Below are 16,844 nucleotides of genomic sequence, written 5' to 3'. Positions count from 1 at the left end.
GTTTAACGGCCTCAACAGGGAAAAATTGAGGTCATTCCGATGTGTGTTCGACGTTTGTTTCAACGTTTGCGAGGCTAGCCTGCCGGGTTCGTCACTCGTCGCGCATGAGCATGCGGACGGCGCGAAAAACAGGGTGATGAAGCAAGGGTGATGAACGGCAAGCGAACGGTGCGCGAGCAGTCCCGCTCACGCACCGGTGATCCAGCATTTCAGTTAGCGCACCAGCGAACGGCGCTTCATTTCGAGTTGCGTAATCAGACGTTGCAGCGTGTTTTCCGCACTGCCCGGCAGCGCCAGAAAACGGAAGCCAAGTTGGTAACGCTGCGTGCCGTTCGGCAGCGCCGTGGAGCGATGCGACACGAGTTGCAGATCGAGCGAGAGCCGGCCGAGCGCGCCGAGCAACAATTCGCAATCCATGAGGCGCGTGCCCATCGGCAATTCGGCCACGCGTTCGTCGGCGGTGCGCATGCCGACGCCGCCGAGCGAGAGGTCGTGCACTTCGAAGCGGAACGTATCGCCTTCGGGCAAACGGCCGGTGCACATGTACGGATCGAGAATCGGCGCATCGACACGGAAATACTCGCGGCGCTGCACGTAGAACAGCACCTCGGGGAAGTCGGCCTCGAATGCCGGCAGTCCTTCGAAACGGGTTTCGCGCGGTGTGGTGGTGGCGAACTCTACGCGCACGCCATCCGGCTGCGCATGGAACTGGCAGCCGGGTGCGCCGAGCAGGCCGCGGTTCTGATCGGACAGTGCGCCCCAATCGAACGTGAAAGTGCGTCCGCGCACGTCGACTTCGAGCAGACGCGTTACGAGCTGTCCGCCTGCGTATTGAACGGTGAGGAAATCGCCGCGATTGACGAGATTGCGCAACTGAACGCCAATCTCCAGCGGATTGCGCCGGCCAAAATCGTTGACGCCTTCGTCGGTCGCTGCGTGCAGCTGGCCGGGTGTGTCGGTCTGGCCGTTCAACTGGGTAGTATCCATGGGCTTGCCGGTATGCTTGTTCTTGCGGGCGCGTGCCAAGGCTCCTGGCAGGGCTTTCACGCGGTCTTCCTCGAAGCCGCAGCACGCGCATCAAACCGGACATTACAACGTTTTCCGGTATTGGGTCTAACTCATTAGCGGCAGCGTCCGGCCAAAATTTAGGGGCGTGCCATGAATTATTTGCGCAAACGTTAAACACACCTCACGCCTTTCGCGGGTGGACCGGCCGCCTATGGGCAGCCGGCCGTCTCCGTCTTGTTATGCACCTGGCCCCGTCGCGTGCATGGCGTTTATTCGATTCGATGCCCGGCTGATTCAAACCGCATGGGCGTGGATCAGCCCATTTTCTGCATGATGGACATCAGTTTTTTCGCGTAATGCGGATCGGTGGCGTAACCGGCGCGTTGCATGCCATTGGCAAAACCGTTCACGTCGTGCGCCGAATTGATCACCTGCGCATAACGCGGATTGCCTTTGAGCAGGCTCGCGTAGTCGGTCATGGCTTCCTGATACGAATCGTACGCGCGGAATTTTTCGACAACACGCTGCGGCTTCCCGTTCACGTATTCGGTCGTGACCGTCGACACGGTCTTGCCAGTCCAGTCCTTGGTCGCCTTGATGCCGAACACGTTGTGGCTGGTCGAACCGTCCGCCTTTTTGATCTCGCTCTTGCCCCAGCCCGATTCGAGCGCGGCCTGACCGATGATGAAGCGCGCCGGAATGCCGGTCGCCGCGCTGGCCGCCTGGGCCGGCTCGGCGAGCTTGTCGACGAATGCGTCGACCTTCGGCGAAGTGCCGTCGCCCTTGAGCGGCGGTGTGAGCGCGCTGTTGGCCGAGTAGCCCTTGCCCATCGCCAACTGGCCATTGGCCTGAGCGTTGCCGTAGGCCTTGGCGAGCGCATTGAGCGCCGCGGTCTGGCCTTCGTCACCGCCGCTGCCGCCGCCCAGTGCGTTGGCCATGCCGGCGAGGCCGCCCGCGCCATTTGCGCCGCCGCCCACCTGCATGCCCTGATTGCGCATCATCTGCTTGAGCATGGCGTCGGCCACGCCAATGCCCTTTTGCGAAAGCTGCTGCGACAACTGCTGATCCATCATCGACGTGAAGGTGGCGCTGTCGTGCGAATCGAACGGACCGTCTTGCGGGGTCGCGTCGCGCATGCTCTTCAACATCATTTGCGTGAACACCGCGTCAAACTGCTGCGCGGCCATCTTCATGCCGGCTTGCGGCGAAGCCTTGGCCTGTGCGCTCAACTTCGCAAAGCCCTGCACGTCCAGCGCGAAGCGCTGGGTCAGGTCGTTCGCCGAAGCGGCGGAATTAGTCGTATCCGAATTCATCCTGTGTCTTCCTTAGATGATTTCCAGGTCGGCGCGCAGAGCGCCCGCCGCTTTCATCGCCTGCAGGATCGACATCAGATCCGCGGGCGTCGCACCCAATGCGTTGAGCGCCTTCACCACTTCGGCGAGATTCGCGCCGGCGGTCACGAGCTTCAGTGCGCCGTTGTCCTGCTTCATCTGGATCTGCGACTGCTTGGCGACCACCGTCTGGCCGTTCGAGAACGCGCCCGGCTGGCTCACCACCGGCTGCGTATTGATCACGACCGAGAGATTGCCGTGCGCCACCGCGCAGTTCTGCAGCGTGACCATCTGGTTCATCACGATCGAGCCGGTGCGCGCGTTCAGGATCACCTTCGCGGCCGCTTGCGCCGGCTTGACGTCGAGGTTCTGCAATTGCGCCATGAAGGCGACCTGCTGCTCCGGATCGCTCGGCGCGTGCAGTTGAATCGTGCGGCCGTCGAGCGCAGTCGCCGTGCCGCCGCCGAACGCGTTGTTCACCGCGGCCACCACGCGCTGCGTGGTGTCGTAGTCCATTTCGTTCAGGTCGAGCTGCATGGTGCCCGCTTGCGACACTGAAGTCGGCACCGCGCGTTCGACGATCGCGCCGCCGGCAATGCGGCCCGCAGCGAGCGTATTCACCTGCACCTTGCTGCCGTTCGCGCTGGCGCCCGCGCCGCCGACCGCGAGATTGCCCTGGCCGAGCGCATACACCTGGCCGTCGGCGCCCTTCAGCGGCGTGAGCAGCAACGTGCCGCCGCGCAGGCTCTTCGCATTGCCGAGCGAAGACACGGTGACATCGATCGCTTCGCCCGGACGCGCGAACGGCGGCAGCACCGCCGTCACCATCACCGCGGCGACGTTCTTCAACTGGATGTTCGACAGCGACGACTGCGAATTGCTGGAGCCGGCCGCCTGGTTGTTGATCGAGATGCCGAGGTTCGCCAGCATGTTGGCGAGTGTCTGCGTGGTGAACGGCGTCTGGGTGGTCTGGTCGCCCGTCCCGTCGAGGCCTACGACGAGGCCATAGCCGATCAGCGGATTGTCGCGCACGCCCTGGATCTGCACGAGGTCCTTCAGACGTTCGGCGTGGGCAGGCGTCACCGCCGGCAGCGCCGCGCAGGCAAGCGCGACGAAGGCGAGCATGCGGCCGAAACCGGCGAATCGCGCGAGGCGGGTGCGGGAAAAGACGGTACGCATGATCACCACGGCGACACGTTGAGGAAGAAGCGCTGCAGGAAGCCCATGTTCTGGGATTCGTCGATATAGCCCTTCGCGGAATATTCGATCTTCGCGTCGGCGACCTGGGTTGAGTACACGGCGTTCAGGTTGGAGATCGTGTTCGGGTTCACCACACCGGAAAAGCGCACGAACTCGTTACCCTGGTTGATCAGCATCTGCTTCTCGCCGCTCACCATCAGGTTGCCGTTCGGCAGCACGCCCGTCACGGTGACGGTGATCACGCCGCTGAACGTGTTCGACGCATTCGCACCGCCTGTCGCGGCAAACTTGTTGGCGCCGTTCGCGCTCAGGTTGACCTTGCCGAACAGGCCGCTGAGGAAGCCGGCAGTCGGTACGTCGAAGTTGGTGTTGCCGCTGCGGTTGACGCCCGCACCCGACGACTTCGTTGCGTTGACGTTTTCCTGGATCACGATCGTCAGGATGTCGCCGACATTGCGCGGCCGCTGGTCTTCGAACAGCGGCCGGCCCGCATAACCCGGGTTGTAGATCGAGCCCGGCGACTGCGCCGAAGGCGGCATCGGCGGCAGCGCTGTCATCGGTTGCTGCGTGATCGGCTGCTTCGGCACGAGGCCGCAGCCACCCAGGGCGGCGAGCAGCGTGAGCTGCACGAGCGCCTGAGCGGTGCGCGAATGAACCGGATTGCGAGTGAAGTGCGACATCATGATTACCGCCTGTTAATTCCAGTCCCTCGAGCCTTAAACCTGCATCTGGCTCAGGGTCTGCAGCATCTGGTCGGAGGTCGTCACGGCCTTGCTGTTGATTTCGTAAGCGCGTTGCGTCTGGATCATGTTCACCAGTTCCTGCACCACGTTCACGTTCGATGCTTCCACGTAGCCCTGATTCAGCGTGCCGGCGCCGTTCAGGCCCGGCTGCGCGACATTCGGCGCGCCCGACGAAGCGGTTTCCGCGAACAGGTTTTCACCCTTCGCATCGAGGCCCGCCGGGTTGATGAAAGTCGCGATCTGCATCGAGCCGAGCTGCTGGCTGTTGGTCGAGCCGGCAACCGTGATCGACACCACACCGTCGCTGCCAATGGTGAGCGACGTCGCGTTGTTCGGGATCGTGATCGCCGGAATGACCTGGTAGCCGCTCGAAGTCACGAGCTGGCCTTGCGCGTTGGTCTGGAACGAGCCGTCGCGGGTATAGGCGGTCGTGCCGTCGGGCATCTGCACCTGGAAAAAGCCCTGGCCGTTGATGGCGACGTCTTTCGAGTTGCCGGTCTGCTGCAGGTTGCCCTGGGTGTACAGACGCTCGGTGGCGACCTGCTGCACGCCCGTGCCGAGCTGGATGCCGGACGGCAGTTCGGTGTTCTGCGTCGAATTCGCGCCCGGCTGGCGGATGGTCTGATACAGCAGATCCTCGAACACCGCGCGCGAGCCCTTGAAGCCGTTGGTGCTGACGTTCGCGAGGTTGTTCGAGATCACGTCCATCTGCGCCTGTTGCGCATTCATGCCGGTGGCGGCGATGTAGAGTGAGCGATTCATGGTTCTTCTCCAAGGCGCCTAAGCGCCCATTAGCTAAAGCTGAGCAGCTGGTTGGCGGACTGGTCGTTCTTGTCGGCGCTTTCCAGCAGCTTGGTCTGCATCTGGAACTGACGCGCATTGGTGATCATCGAGACCATCGCGCTGACCGGATTCACGTTGCTGCCTTCGAGCGAAGCCGGCGCCAGCGTGACGGTCGGGTCGGCGTCGGCGGGGTTGCCGTCGCCGGTGCGAAAGAGACCATCGTCGCCGCGCGTCATGGTTTGCGGATCCGGATTCACCAGCTTCAGCTGATCGACCGTCACCACCGCGGTGGGCGGATCACCCGGCGTCAGCGCGGACACCGTGCCGTCCTTGCCGATAGTGATTTGCGCGCCCGGCGGCACCGACACCGGGCCGCCGTTGCCGAGCACCACCTGATTGGTGGCGTTCACCAGCTGGCCGTTTTCGTCGATATGCAGATTGCCGGCACGCGTGTAAGCCTCGCCGCCGTCGGTGGTTTGCACCGCCAGCCAGCCCGGGCCTTGAATCGCCACGTCGAGCGGGTTGCCCGTCTGCTGGATCGGCCCCGGCGTGTAGTCCGCGCCCGGCGTCGACGACAGCACGAAGGTGCGGGTGGTGTTGTCGTTGATCGAACTGCCGTCGCCGAACGACATCGGCACGGCACGGAAAGTCGCCAGTTGCGCGCGAAAACCGGTGGTCGATGCATTGGCCAGGTTGTTCGCGACGATAGCCTGCTGTTCGAGCGCTTGCGTGCTGCCCGACATCGCGGTGTAGATCAGCCGATCCATGATGGGTGGGTCCCGGTCGCTTACAGGTTGATCAGGGTCTGGTCGACGGTCTGCTGGGTCTTGATCGTCTGCGCGTTCGCTTGATAGTTGCGTTGCGCGGTGATCAGGTTCACCAGTTCGCTCGTCAGATCGACGTTCGAGTTTTCCACCGCGCCGCCTTGCAGCACGCCATGGTTGGTCGAGCCCGGCGCCGAAATCTGCGCGACGCCCGATTGCGAGGTCTGCTGGAACTCGTTATTGCCGAGGTTCACGAGACCGTTCTGGTTCGAGAAGTTCGCCAGCACGATCTGGCCGAGGGCCGCGGTTTGCTGGTTCGAATAGTTGCCGGTCAGCGTGCCGTCGGCGCCGATCGTGAAGCTCGTCAGCGTGCCCGCTGCGTAGCCGTCGGGCTGCAGCGAGTTCACGCCGTCCTTGCCGCCGTACTGCGTCGTGCCGGCGATGTTCAGCGTCAGGTTCTGCGGCGTCGACGAACCGTCGGTGGTCGGGATCGAGAAGTTGTAAGCGAACGGCGTGGTGGTTGCGACGCCGGCCGCGGTCGTCGTGCCGAGCAGCGTGCCCGACGAGTTGAAGTTCGCGTGGCCGATCAGACTCGCCGTGCCGGTAGAGGTGCCCGCGTACACGTTCCACGTACCGGCCGAGGTCTTGGCGAAGTACATGTTGACCGTCTGCGAGCCGCCGAGCGAGTCATAGACCGTGGTGCTGGTCGAGTAGTTGTACGTCGACGAGCTGTTCTGGTTGAACGCCACGGGTGTCGGCGCAATCGCGACGCTGTCGCCGGTCGCCGGCGTGCCGTTGAACGTGATGGTCTGGCCGTTGCCCAGCGAGATCGCGGAGCCCGCCGTGTACGTCGCGGCGGCGGACGTCGTGCCGAGCGTCGTGTCGGTCACCGTGTAGGTCGTCGGGCTCGTGAAGTTGACCGTGTAGTTGTCGTTGTTCGTACCCGACGCAGTGTTCGTGATGGTCGCGCCGGGCGTGGTAAGCGTGCTGCCCCCGGCGAGCGTCGGCGTGACGGTCGGCGTGCCGAGCATCAGCGGATCCTGCGCGTTCAGGTTCAGGCCGGCGACGATCTTGGTGGTCGCCTGCGGTGCGATGTTCGCGGTCGGCACGGTGAGCGGCACGGTCTGCGCGGTGTTGATGATGCCCGAGCTGTTCGCCGCGTAGCCCATCAGTTGCAGGCCCTGTGCGTTGGTGATGTAGCCATTCTTGTCGAGCTGGAACACGCCGTTGCGCGAGTACACCAGCGAGCCGTTGTTCGACAACTGGAAGAAGCCGTTGCCGTTGATCGCGACGTCGAGCGCCTGGTTGGTGCTCGTGATCGTCCCTTGCGAGAACTGCTGCTGAACTTCGGCGAGCTTCGTGCCGATGCCGACCTGGTTGCCCACCGCCGTCGCCACGGAATTGGCGTACATATCGGCGAATTGCGCGGCGCCGCTCTTGAAGCCAACCGTATTCGCGTTGGCAATGTTGTTGCCGATCACATCGAGATCGCTCGACGATGCCGACAAACCACTCAAACCTTGTTGGTAACCCATGACGGTCTCCGTATCTGGAAAGTCGTGACTGACTGAATCTGAATCAGAGGATGGCGGCGACGCTGGTCAGGCCGACCGTCGAGCCGTTCGAGAGCACGAGGCCCGGCGCACCGTTCTGCATGACGACGCTTTGCACCGTCGCACCCGTGAGCGTGGTGGCCGTGGCCTGCTGACCGTTGATCGTGCCGACCGCGCTGATCGTGTAAGTGCCGTCCGGCAGCGTATTGCCGGCCGTATCGGTCGGCGTCCAGCCCACCGGAATCGTGCCGGCCGACTGCTTGCCCAGGTCGATCGTGTTGACGATCGTGCCCGCCGAGTTCTTCACGACGACCTGCAGATCGCCCACCGAGTTGGCGAGCTGCACGCCGAACGCGCCGGCCTTGCCGCTCGCGACCGACACGGAGCTGCCCGGAGCGAGCACGGTCGAGCCGATCAGCAGCGCCGCTTGCGACTGCTGGCCTGCCGACATCTGCGTGGCGAGCGAGCTGAGCGTCGTGTTCAACTGGCTGATGCCCGAGACCGTGTTGATCTGCGCCAGCTGCGAGGTCATCTGCGAGCTGTCCATCGGATTGGTCGGGTCCTGGTTCTTCAACTGCGCGACGAGCAATTGCAGGAAGGTGTTCTGCAGATCCGTCGCCGACGTGCCCGAGGTGCTGCCCGTCGAGCTCGTGGAACTCGAGGCACTGTTCGTGCCGTTCATCGTATCGAGCAGCGTTTGCGACACGTTCGTGCCGCTGCTGCCGATGGTGGTGTTGGTGGTCAAGGAGCTCTCCTCAGGTTCCGATCGTGAGCGTTTTCAGCATCAGTGTCTTGGCGGTGTTCAGGGTCTCGACGTTGGCCTGGTACGAGCGCGAGGCCGAAATCATGTTGACCATTTCCTGCACCGGATCGACGTTCGGCAACGTGACGTAGCCGTCCGAATTCGCGGCCGGATTGCCGGGGTCGTAGGCGGTCTTCATCGGCGTCGGGTCGTCGACCACGCCGGTGACCTGCACGCCGCCGACCTGCTGGCCGGAAGCCGTGCGCGCGCCGCCGAGCGGGCTGACCGCGAACACGACCTGCTTGGCCTTATAGGGCTGGCCGTCCGGGCCGGTCGTGCTGTCCGCGTTGGCGAGATTCGACGCCGTCACGTTGAGCCGCTGCGACTGCGCGGACATCGCGGAGCCTGCAACACCAAAAATGTTCATCAGGGATGGCATGGTTTCCTGACCTCTCTCCCACCGGGTTGAGCCGGTTTCAAGTTAATTCCCGTAGCGATTGTTCTTGCGTACCGCTGAGTCTGTCGCCGTGGCTTCTTACGAGCCCGACTGGATCGCCGACAGCATCGTTTTGATCTGGCTGGACAACACCGTCATGCCCGATTCGAAGTGCAGCGTGTTATCCGCGAACTGCACCCGCTCCGTGTCGATGTCGACCGTGTTGCCGTCGAGCGCGGGTTGTGTCGGCACGCGGTATTGCAGATTGCCGTAGTCGTCGGACGTGCCGCCGGTTGGCGTCAGCGTCGACTTGCCGGCCATATGGCCCGGCGCGGTCGACGCCATCGACATACCGCTCGTCACGCCCGCGGGCTGCGTCATGGCCAGCGTCGAGTTGTTCGACGCGGCGGTGCCGGCGCTGCCGCCGGCCTTCTTCAGCGCGCCGGCGAGGGACGAGGCGAAGTCGACGTCGCGCGCCTTGTACCCGGGGGTATCGGCGTTGGCGATATTCGACGACAGCAGCTCCTGCCGGTAGGCGCGCACATCGAGCGCTTCACGGCCAAAGGCGAATTCGGCATCGAGTTTGTCCAGCATAAGAATCTCCGGAGAACGTTCCCGAGGCTTCCCATGCGTGCCTCGCGAGAGGACTGCGCCAGGCGGGAAGACCTTTTTGCATGAGGTGCATCTTATGGGCCGAACGCAAGCGGCAATCGGACGAATAACCGGGAAAGGGGGCTTCTATTCAACGTTTGCGCAAAGGGGGCGCTCACTAGAATGCAAGGCGTACCGATGCATTCGATGGAGAAACACGATGGACCAGCCCACCTTCAATCCGACGCACCGCGCAAACCGCGCGGCGGCGCATCGCGTCGGTGCGGGCGCTCACGCCGCACGGCGTGCCGCGCGGGCCGTCTCGCGTCTCCTGACCCGCCTCGCGGTGAGTCTGACGGTGTGGGTCGCCGGCGGCATCGTGCTGCTGCCGGCCAGCGGCCAGGCTCAGGAAGCGGGCGGCCCGATCGTGATTCCCGGCCCCGGAGAAAAGAATCCGGCCGCGCTCGCCGATCTGGCTGAGCATATGCAGGCCACGCCTGCGAAGCGCGCCGGCTCCGCCGCCACGCTGGCCGCCGCCACCGCGCAGTCCCTCACGCCGGGTCCAACGGCTCGCGACGCCGATTCATTCACGCGTGCCGCCAATGCGAGCGGCTCGATCGTCATTCCAGGCGCGGGCGAACCACCGGCCGCGCCGCAAATGATCCGCACCAACTTCAAGCCCGACGCCAACGGTGTCGTGACGATTCCCGCGCCGGGCAGCGCCAATAGGGCGGACGCTGTCGCAAGAGTCAACGTGGTGCCGGGGTCGCGTCAGGTGGTGCCCGTCGTGGTGACGCCCGCACCGCAGCTAAACAGCGCACGGCAAACCGCGGGCGTCCAGCCGGTGGCCGCCAACGCTCCGCTCGCCGCGGCCGCCGGCGCGTCGGCGTCGGCGTCAGCGGGCTTCGACAGCCTGGCTTCACGCGGTGAGCCGCCGCAGTTGGGCGCGAACGGCAAGCCGATCGTGACCAAAGCGGTCGCCGCTCCGGCAGCGGTTCCGACCGCTGTCCCGGCTGCGATTGCTCATGCGTCGGCGACGCGGACTATCGCACCTGCCGTCGCCCAACAGAATCTGCGTCCCGCGACGCTTGCACAGGCTCTGCCGCTGCCCGGCCAGCAGGATCCGGAAGCGATCCGCAGCGCCGCACTCGGTTTCCTGCAACAGCAATCCGCCGGCTTGCCCGGCAAGGTCGACATCACCGTGGCGCCGGCGTTTCCGCGCGGTCTCGCGCAATGTTCGACGCTCGAGCCGTTCATGCCGAGCGGCGCACGTCTGTGGGGCCGCATGACCGTTGGCGTGCGCTGCGCGGGCGAGCGTCCGTGGACCATTTATCTGCAGGCGCGCATCTCGCTGCACGCCACCTACTATCTGGCCGCCCGTGCCATGGCGCCAGGCGAAGTGCTCACTGCCGCCGATCTCGTCGCGCGCGACGGCGACCTGACCGGCTTGCCGCAAGCCATCGTCACGGACCCTTCGCAGGCGGTCGGCTCGGTCACGCTCACGCGGGTCGCCGGCGGCATGCCGCTGCGCCGTGACATGCTGAAAAGCGCGTCGGCGGTGTCGATCGGACAGACGGTGCGGGTTGTCGCGGCGGGCGAAGGTTTCGCGATTTCGGCGGAAGGCAGCGCGATGAACAATGCGTCGCCGGGCCAGCAGGTGCGGGTCAAGACGGCCAACGGCCAGATCATTTCCGGCATCGTGAAAGACGGCTCGACCGTGGAGATTCAGCTGTGAAACGCCGCGACGCGCACGCCGTGCCGGTTCATCGCTCAATGCCCGTTGCGGCTTGCGCGGGCGGCACGACGGACAGCACAGAAATCGGACCCACGAGGGGGTTGGTTCGAGATGTAAGGAAAGGTAACGCCTGGATCGACTGCGCTAAAGTTTTGATCAGCGGTAGCCGTTATAAGGATCAAATCGTTCAGGAAGCCAATCGTGAAAGTCGATTCCACAACCAATTCGAATCTGCCGACGTTGAAAGACGCCCTGTCCCGCTCGCAACAAAGCGATGCGACGACCGCGAACAGCAACGCGCAGAGTGCGGGCACGAGCTCGCCGGCCACCACCAGCGGTTCGGGCGACGCCAGCGTCAGCCTGTCGGGTCTGTCGCAGCATCTGCGCAGTCTCGCGGCGTCCGGCTCGGCCGACATCGACACGGCGCACGTCGAGTCGATCAAGCAGGCCATCAAGGACGGCTCGCTGAAGATCGATTCCGGCAAGATCGCCGACGGCGTGCTGAACACCGCGCGCGAATTGTTGCAAAGCAAAACCTCGTCGACCGGCAACTGATCGACGCATCGAAGTACGGTGAAGTGCCGGGCGGCGTTCGACAAACCCGGCTCGCGAAGCATGCGCGAGCCGCCGTGTTCAGCGAGTTGTTGAGATGAAAGACGCCCTGCTTGCCACCCTCGTCGAAGAATATTCGGCCGTCGAGGCGTTCGCCTCGATTCTGACGCTCGAGACCAAGGCGCTCACCGCCTTGTCGCCGCTGGAACTGCTGCCGCCGATCGTCGAGCAGAAAACCGAACTGATCGGCGTGCTCGCGAGGCTCGAAACCACGCGTGACGGATTGCTCGCCGAGATGGGCTTTCCCGCCGGCTGGCCCGGCATGGAACTCGCGGCCAGCGCCGACGCGCGCGTCGCCGAACAATGGTCACTGCTGCAAAAGGCCGCCGAACGCGCGCGACGGAACAACACCAGCAACGGTGAACTGATTCGCGTGCGGATGGACTACAACCAGCGGGCGCTGACGGCGCTGCAAGTGGCCGTGCCGCAGAAAGTCGGTTTTTATGGCCCGGATGGCCGCATTCCGGCGCGTCCCGCCGTTTAAAGATTGTCGCTCGACCCGCATGGCCTGACCCGCGGGTCCGGTCGAAACAGGTGGTTTGAAATCAGCAGTTCGAGGGCTCGTCTTTGACGAGCCCTTTTTGCTTTTCAGGCCTCTCCTCTGCGCGTGCCCGACTTCTTCAGCCACGCGTTAGCCATCCGGCCAGGTGGCGCGAATCTCCTGGCCGCGTTGAAATCACTACTTCCCCTTACTGATTCTCCCCGCCGTCCCAAGCTTTTTTAAGGCTGCCCGGACGCGTATCGGCGGAGAGCTACCCCCTAGCGAGGTTGTGTAATCGTGTGTATGATTCAAGGAGCGCAGTACGAAAAGTGCCGAGGTCGTCAAATTGATTCAAGCGGCTGGTTGGCGGCTGATCCGCATATCGGGCAGCCACCATCATTTCCGTCACGCGGCAAGATCCGGTCTCGTGACCATCCCGCACCCAAAGCAAGATCTTCCGCCCGGCACATTGAACAGCATCCTGAAACAGGCGGGCCTGAAATGAAAAACCTGATTTTCCCGATCGCGATTGAATCGGGCGACGAGGATCACGCGTTCGGCGTTGTCGTGCCCGACATTCCCGGCTGCTACGCCGCGGGCGATACGTTGGAAGAAGCCTACGCGAATGCGAAAGAAGCTATCGAGGCACATCTGGACGTACTGCTCGACGAGGGCTTGCCGATTCCCGCGCGACTCACGCTCCCTGAGCATCAGCGCAATCCCGAGTACACGGGTTTCGCGTGGGGATTCGTCGCCACCCGGAATATTCCCGCCTTGAAGAAGGCGGTGCGTATCAATATCTCACTGCCTGAGGTGCTCGTTCAGGAGATCGACACTTACGCCCAGACACGTGGCATGTCGCGCTCGGCCTTTCTGGCGCTCGCCGCGGAACATGAAATGGCTTAGGTGTGAAGCGGCCGGGGTTCAGTCCCGCCGCTCACCTGGCGAATTGCTCGCGCGTTGAAACACTGAACCCGCGCTTCAGGTTGCCTCGGCGTTCGCCCAAGCCATCTCGCGCAAGCGCGTGCGCAAACGGGCCACGGCCTGGCTGTGCAACTGGCACACTCGCGATTCGCTCACTTCCATCACCGCGCCAATTTCACGCAGGTTCATGCCGCGTTCGTAGTACAGCGACATCAGCAGCTTCTCGCGCTCCGGCAGGCGATCGATCGCCTCCACCAGCGCCGAGCGCAGGCTGTCGTCGAGCAGCGCCGACAGCGGGTCCGAATGATCGACGCAGTAGCGGTCGAGGAACGGCTCGTCGTCCGCCGAACGGTCGAAGTCTTCGTAATAGATTAGCTGGCTGCCATGCAGATCCTGCAGCATCGACTGATACTCATCGAGCGGCATTTGCAGGTGTTCGGCAATCTCCGTTTCACTCGCTGAGCGGCCCAGATTCTGCTCCACCTTGTGCACCGCCGTTTCCACTTCGCGCGAGGTGCGCCGCAAGCTGCGCGGCAACCAGTCGTTGCTGCGCAATTCGTCGAGCATCGCGCCGCGAATCCGCTGGCTGGCATACGTCTCGAACTGCGCGCCCTGGTCTTCCTTGTAGCGGCTCGCCGCGTCCAGAAGTCCAATCATGCCGGCCTGGATCAGGTCGTCGAGATCGACGCTCGCCGGCATCTTCGCGACGAGCTGCAAGCCGAGGCGACGCACGAGCGGTGCGTACTTGGTCAGAACTTCGGCTTGGGAAATCTTTCCCTGAGCGTTATACATCGTGCTCCCCTTGTCCTTGTGCCGCCTCTCAGGCGTGCTGCGCAGACGGTTGGTCGGCGTGTTGCGCCGCTGTAACTGTCGCAGGCGCCATCCAGGGCGTTTGCGACGACATCGCTGACCGCATCGGCCAGTACTGCAATTCGGCGGCGAGATGCCGGTAGTCGCGCGCAGCCGGTGTCGACGGGAACGCATCGACGACACAACGCGACAACTCCAGGGCTCGCGCCATCCGCGCATCGGCGGCAATACAACCGGCGTCTTCCAGCGCGACCGTCAGGTAGCGCCCGGCCACGCCGGCCAGGTTTGCAAAGGCGGTATGCGCGTCGTTCACGCTCTGCACGTAGTTCACCAGCACCCGGAACTGCGCGATCGCATGTCCGTAGTGCAGGCGCTTCATGCACGCGTACGCGTCGGTGATGGCCTGCGCGGCCATGCGCGTGACGATCATCACGTCGTGCGCCTGTTTCGCGAGCGCCGACAGGTGGCCTTGCGGATCGAGTTGCGCATCGATCAGCACGACGTCGGCGGAGCCGCGCAGCACCACACCTAATTCGGCGGCGGTGTGACCCTCACGGTTCAGCCGCGAGGCGGCCAGTACCGAGAAGCCGAGCGCGTTGCGCGCGGCAGCGTCGTCGAGCGTCATCTCGCCGCGCATCACGGCGGCGAAATTGCCTGCGCCGCGTACGCCGCCGAGCATCGCGCTCACCGACTTCTCGCCGAGGCATTCGTCGATCACCAGCACGTCCTTGCCCTGCTGCGCCAGCGCGGCGGCAAGGTTCACCACCGTCGTCGTAGAGCCGGCGCCGGCCGAACCGGCCGTCACCGCAATCACACGCGAGCCGCTGCGAGCCAGCATCCGCCGCAGTCCTTCAGCCTGATCGGAGATGAGCTTATCCAAAGCGGACCTCGTGCAATTCGGCCGTCGAGCGCGCGGACAACGCGGACAGCAATCCCGGAATGTCGTCGTCGTGCGGCACGAACGGCGAGTTGTCGCGCGGTATGCAGAAGGTGCTCTTGATCAGGAATTTGCGGGTCGCGACGTACAGGTTCTCCGGCACCTTCTGACCGGTCGACACGTAGTGCACCGGCAGCTTGTAGCGGATCACCGTATCGAGCACGCCGCCCAGGTTGGTGGCTTCGTCGAGCTTGGTCAGAATGCAGCCGGCGAGCGGCTGTTGGTCGGGCGCGCGCTGATAGGCCTGCACGACCTCGTTGAGCGTGTCGCCGTGGCTCGTTGCGTTGAGCAGCAACAGGCGCTGCACCGGCTGACCGGCGTGGCACAGCATGGCGATCTGATCGGAGACGAGGCGGTCGCGCTGGCTCATGCCGATCGTGTCGATCAGCACGATGTGCTTGTTGCGCAGTTCGGAGAGCGCGAGTTGCAGGTCGGCGCCGTCTTTCACCGCGTGCACCGACACGCCGAGAATCTTGCCGAAGATGCGCAGTTGTTCGTGGCCGCCGATCCGGTAGCTGTCGGTGGTGAGCAATGCGACCTTGCTGGCGCCGAAGCGCATCACGCAGCGCGCGGCGAGCTTGGCGGTCGTCGTGGTCTTGCCGACGCCCGTCGGGCCCATCAGCGCGAATACGCCGCCGCGCTCCATCAGCGCGTCCTCGTCTTCCATCACCGGCAGGTTCGATTCGAGTACCGAGCGCACCCAATCCATGCCGCCTTCCATGCTCTCGATGTCGTCCGGCAGGTTGTCGACCATCATCTGCACGAGCTGCGCGGAAAAACCCGCGGCGAACAGATGCTTGGTGAGCGCGGCGCGCGCCGGGTTGCGGCGCTGGCGCTCGCCCCACAGCAGACCGGCAAAGTGTTCTTCCATCATTCCGCGCATCGACGACAGTTCGCTCATCACGGTGTCATTGACGACCTGCTCCATGCGCGCCTTGATCGCTTCGGCAACCGAAGCGGGCGTGCGGGCGTCGTCGTGCGAGGACGGCGGCGGTGCGTTTTTCTGCGCGGCGCGGCGCGCGGCGGCTTGCGCGCCTTCGCGGGCCCAGTCGGGCGTATCGACGGCTTGCGGCGCGGCGGCGTTGCCCGGTTCGACGGCGGCGCCGAGGCCCTTGGCCATCGCGGCGGCCGGCGTCATCGCGGCGGGACGCGCGCTGTATTCGCCCTGCTGCTGTTGTTCGGCGGCAATGCGGCGAGCGTGGTCGATCAGCCAGGGATTCGATTCGGCCATCGTGCGCGGCGTCTGCGCGTCGCCAGTCGGCGCCACGGCTGCGGCCGGCACGCCGGCAGCTTTGAGCAGATCGGCGCGGATGTCTTCGGTGAGACGCGAAGCCGCGGCACGAGCGCTCGGCCGCTCGGGGCTGACCGGTTGCGACGGCGAGCTCGCCGCTGCCTTGACCGGGGCGGCAGGCGACGCTTTGGGCGTGCCCGGCAGCGCGGCCTTCGGCGCGCTCACAGCCGGCTTCATGGCGGTGGGCGGAGCGTCGTTCGCGTCATCGTCGGCGAAGCTGGAATGGGCGGTGGAAGCGCTGTTGCCCTGATTCTCCGCACCGGCTTCCGGGCTCGCGCCGAACACCGAGGAGAACACGTCAGGCATGCCGCTCGCATACGGATTCGTCTGCATCGTCGATGCGGCCGGCATGGCGCGCGGTGCGGCCAGCGCGGGTTGTCCAGCCATGGCATTCATCGGCCCAGCCTGCGGTGCGCCGGCGCTCACGCGCGGGACTTTCGGCGTGATGGCGGCGAGGTCGCTGTCGGCCAGCGCGACGATCTCGACGCTGCCGTCGTCCATCGTGCGATTGGACAGCACGACGGCATCCGCGCCCAACGCTTCGCGCACGAGACGCAGCGCATCACGACTGGTAGCACCGACAAATTTACGAATGTTCAAGCTGGACCCCCGATGAGGTAAACGGACTAACGGACCGGCAACATACCGCTTCCCATTGAGATCATTATTGCGAAACCCGTCGAGTCACGATCGATGGATAAAGACCGTTAAACGTGGGCAATTCGGGCGATGGAAACGTGCAGCAACTCACGCGCACGACGCTCGCAAGCGTGCCTTTGCCGCGCGCCCGGCGGTGCGTTCGCGGGCAGAGCATGGGCGCGGCCGTCCGCTTGCCGGATAGAGAATCGGGCGCCGAAATGAAAACCGGCGCTCATCGAGCGCCGGCAAAGAACATCGGCCAGA

17 protein-coding genes and 1 pseudogene are annotated in these 16,844 nt (G+C 64.5%); 5 read left to right on the top strand and 13 right to left on the bottom strand.

Annotated features, from left to right (window positions below; genetic code table 11):
- Nucleotides 1-213: 213 nt before the first annotated feature.
- The 10 genes from P0D71_RS06585 to flgB form a co-directional block, all read right to left on the bottom strand.
- Entirely contained in the window at nucleotides 214-987 is a 774-nt protein-coding gene (locus P0D71_RS06585; RefSeq protein ID WP_091800956.1) for a flagellar brake protein, read from the bottom strand.
- 335 nt (nucleotides 988-1,322) lie between these two features.
- Nucleotides 1,323-2,321 (bottom strand): flagellar assembly peptidoglycan hydrolase FlgJ, encoded by a 999-nt coding sequence (gene flgJ / locus P0D71_RS06580; RefSeq protein WP_408299847.1) that lies wholly within the window; start codon nucleotides 2,319-2,321, stop codon nucleotides 1,323-1,325.
- 12 nt (nucleotides 2,322-2,333) lie between these two features.
- A complete protein-coding gene (locus P0D71_RS06575; protein ID WP_408479514.1) occupies nucleotides 2,334-3,518 on the bottom strand; it encodes a flagellar basal body P-ring protein FlgI in 1,185 nt (394 codons plus the stop codon).
- Between the two features lie 2 nt (nucleotides 3,519-3,520).
- Nucleotides 3,521-4,219, bottom strand: coding sequence for a flagellar basal body L-ring protein FlgH (flgH, locus tag P0D71_RS06570; RefSeq protein WP_091800954.1), 699 nt, complete (start codon nucleotides 4,217-4,219; stop codon nucleotides 3,521-3,523).
- Nucleotides 4,220-4,255: 36 nt separating this feature from the next.
- Nucleotides 4,256-5,044 (bottom strand): flagellar basal-body rod protein FlgG, encoded by a 789-nt coding sequence (flgG, locus tag P0D71_RS06565; RefSeq protein ID WP_011490205.1) that lies wholly within the window; start codon nucleotides 5,042-5,044, stop codon nucleotides 4,256-4,258.
- A gap of 29 nt (nucleotides 5,045-5,073) precedes the next feature.
- Nucleotides 5,074-5,832 (bottom strand): flagellar basal-body rod protein FlgF, encoded by a 759-nt coding sequence (gene flgF / locus P0D71_RS06560; RefSeq protein ID WP_408344146.1) that lies wholly within the window; start codon nucleotides 5,830-5,832, stop codon nucleotides 5,074-5,076.
- A 20-nt stretch (nucleotides 5,833-5,852) separates the two neighbouring features.
- The gene (locus P0D71_RS06555; RefSeq protein WP_091798054.1) at nucleotides 5,853-7,364 is read right to left on the bottom strand and encodes a flagellar hook protein FlgE; all 1,512 of its coding nucleotides are present in this window, start codon (nucleotides 7,362-7,364) and stop codon (nucleotides 5,853-5,855) included.
- A gap of 43 nt (nucleotides 7,365-7,407) precedes the next feature.
- The gene (locus P0D71_RS06550; protein ID WP_091798051.1) at nucleotides 7,408-8,127 is read right to left on the bottom strand and encodes a flagellar hook assembly protein FlgD; all 720 of its coding nucleotides are present in this window, start codon (nucleotides 8,125-8,127) and stop codon (nucleotides 7,408-7,410) included.
- Between the two features lie 10 nt (nucleotides 8,128-8,137).
- Nucleotides 8,138-8,563 (bottom strand): flagellar basal body rod protein FlgC, encoded by a 426-nt coding sequence (gene flgC / locus P0D71_RS06545; protein WP_012434707.1) that lies wholly within the window; start codon nucleotides 8,561-8,563, stop codon nucleotides 8,138-8,140.
- Nucleotides 8,564-8,659: 96 nt separating this feature from the next.
- A complete protein-coding gene (gene flgB / locus P0D71_RS06540; RefSeq protein ID WP_091798048.1) occupies nucleotides 8,660-9,154 on the bottom strand; it encodes a flagellar basal body rod protein FlgB in 495 nt (164 codons plus the stop codon).
- 217 nt (nucleotides 9,155-9,371) lie between these two features.
- Here flgB and flgA point away from each other — a divergent pair, with 217 nt between their 5' ends.
- The 5 genes and pseudogenes from flgA (at nucleotide 9,372) to P0D71_RS06515 (ending at nucleotide 12,885) form a co-directional block, all read left to right on the top strand.
- A complete protein-coding gene (gene flgA / locus P0D71_RS06535) occupies nucleotides 9,372-10,886 on the top strand; it encodes a flagellar basal body P-ring formation chaperone FlgA (protein ID WP_408479513.1) in 1,515 nt (504 codons plus the stop codon).
- Nucleotides 10,887-11,087: 201 nt separating this feature from the next.
- The gene (gene flgM / locus P0D71_RS06530; RefSeq protein WP_091798042.1) at nucleotides 11,088-11,441 is read left to right on the top strand and encodes a flagellar biosynthesis anti-sigma factor FlgM; all 354 of its coding nucleotides are present in this window, start codon (nucleotides 11,088-11,090) and stop codon (nucleotides 11,439-11,441) included.
- A gap of 94 nt (nucleotides 11,442-11,535) precedes the next feature.
- Entirely contained in the window at nucleotides 11,536-11,982 is a 447-nt protein-coding gene (locus tag P0D71_RS06525) for a flagella synthesis protein FlgN (RefSeq protein ID WP_091798039.1), read from the top strand.
- Nucleotides 11,983-12,307: 325 nt separating this feature from the next.
- Nucleotides 12,308-12,484, top strand: a pseudogene (locus P0D71_RS06520) (type II toxin-antitoxin system HicA family toxin); the annotation flags it as partial.
- Entirely contained in the window at nucleotides 12,481-12,885 is a 405-nt protein-coding gene (locus tag P0D71_RS06515; RefSeq protein WP_091798033.1) for a type II toxin-antitoxin system HicB family antitoxin, read from the top strand. The pseudogene P0D71_RS06520 and the gene P0D71_RS06515, both read left to right, overlap by 4 nt.
- Before the next feature lie 75 nt (nucleotides 12,886-12,960).
- Here the strand turns inward: P0D71_RS06515 and P0D71_RS06510 are convergent, their stop codons facing one another.
- From P0D71_RS06510 to flhF, 3 genes are read right to left on the bottom strand one after another with little or no spacing between them, the layout of a single operon-like run.
- Nucleotides 12,961-13,695 carry an RNA polymerase sigma factor FliA gene (locus tag P0D71_RS06510; RefSeq protein ID WP_091798030.1) on the bottom strand — a complete coding sequence of 245 codons (735 nt, stop codon included), beginning with the start codon at nucleotides 13,693-13,695 and terminating at the stop codon, nucleotides 12,961-12,963.
- Nucleotides 13,696-13,723: 28 nt separating this feature from the next.
- Nucleotides 13,724-14,593 (bottom strand): nucleotide-binding protein, encoded by an 870-nt coding sequence (locus P0D71_RS06505; protein WP_091798026.1) that lies wholly within the window; start codon nucleotides 14,591-14,593, stop codon nucleotides 13,724-13,726.
- Nucleotides 14,586-16,541 (bottom strand): flagellar biosynthesis GTPase FlhF, encoded by a 1,956-nt coding sequence (gene flhF, locus P0D71_RS06500; protein WP_408479512.1) that lies wholly within the window; start codon nucleotides 16,539-16,541, stop codon nucleotides 14,586-14,588. The genes P0D71_RS06505 and flhF overlap by 8 nt, the downstream gene beginning before the upstream one ends.
- Nucleotides 16,542-16,844: the final 303 nt, after the last annotated feature.

The sequence above is a fragment of the Paraburkholderia sp. RL17-383-BIF-A genome, assembly GCF_046028015.1.
Lineage (GTDB): Bacteria > Pseudomonadota > Gammaproteobacteria > Burkholderiales > Burkholderiaceae > Paraburkholderia.
Note: the sequence above shows the minus strand (reverse complement) of the source record. Positions and strands in the feature narration are given on the sequence as shown.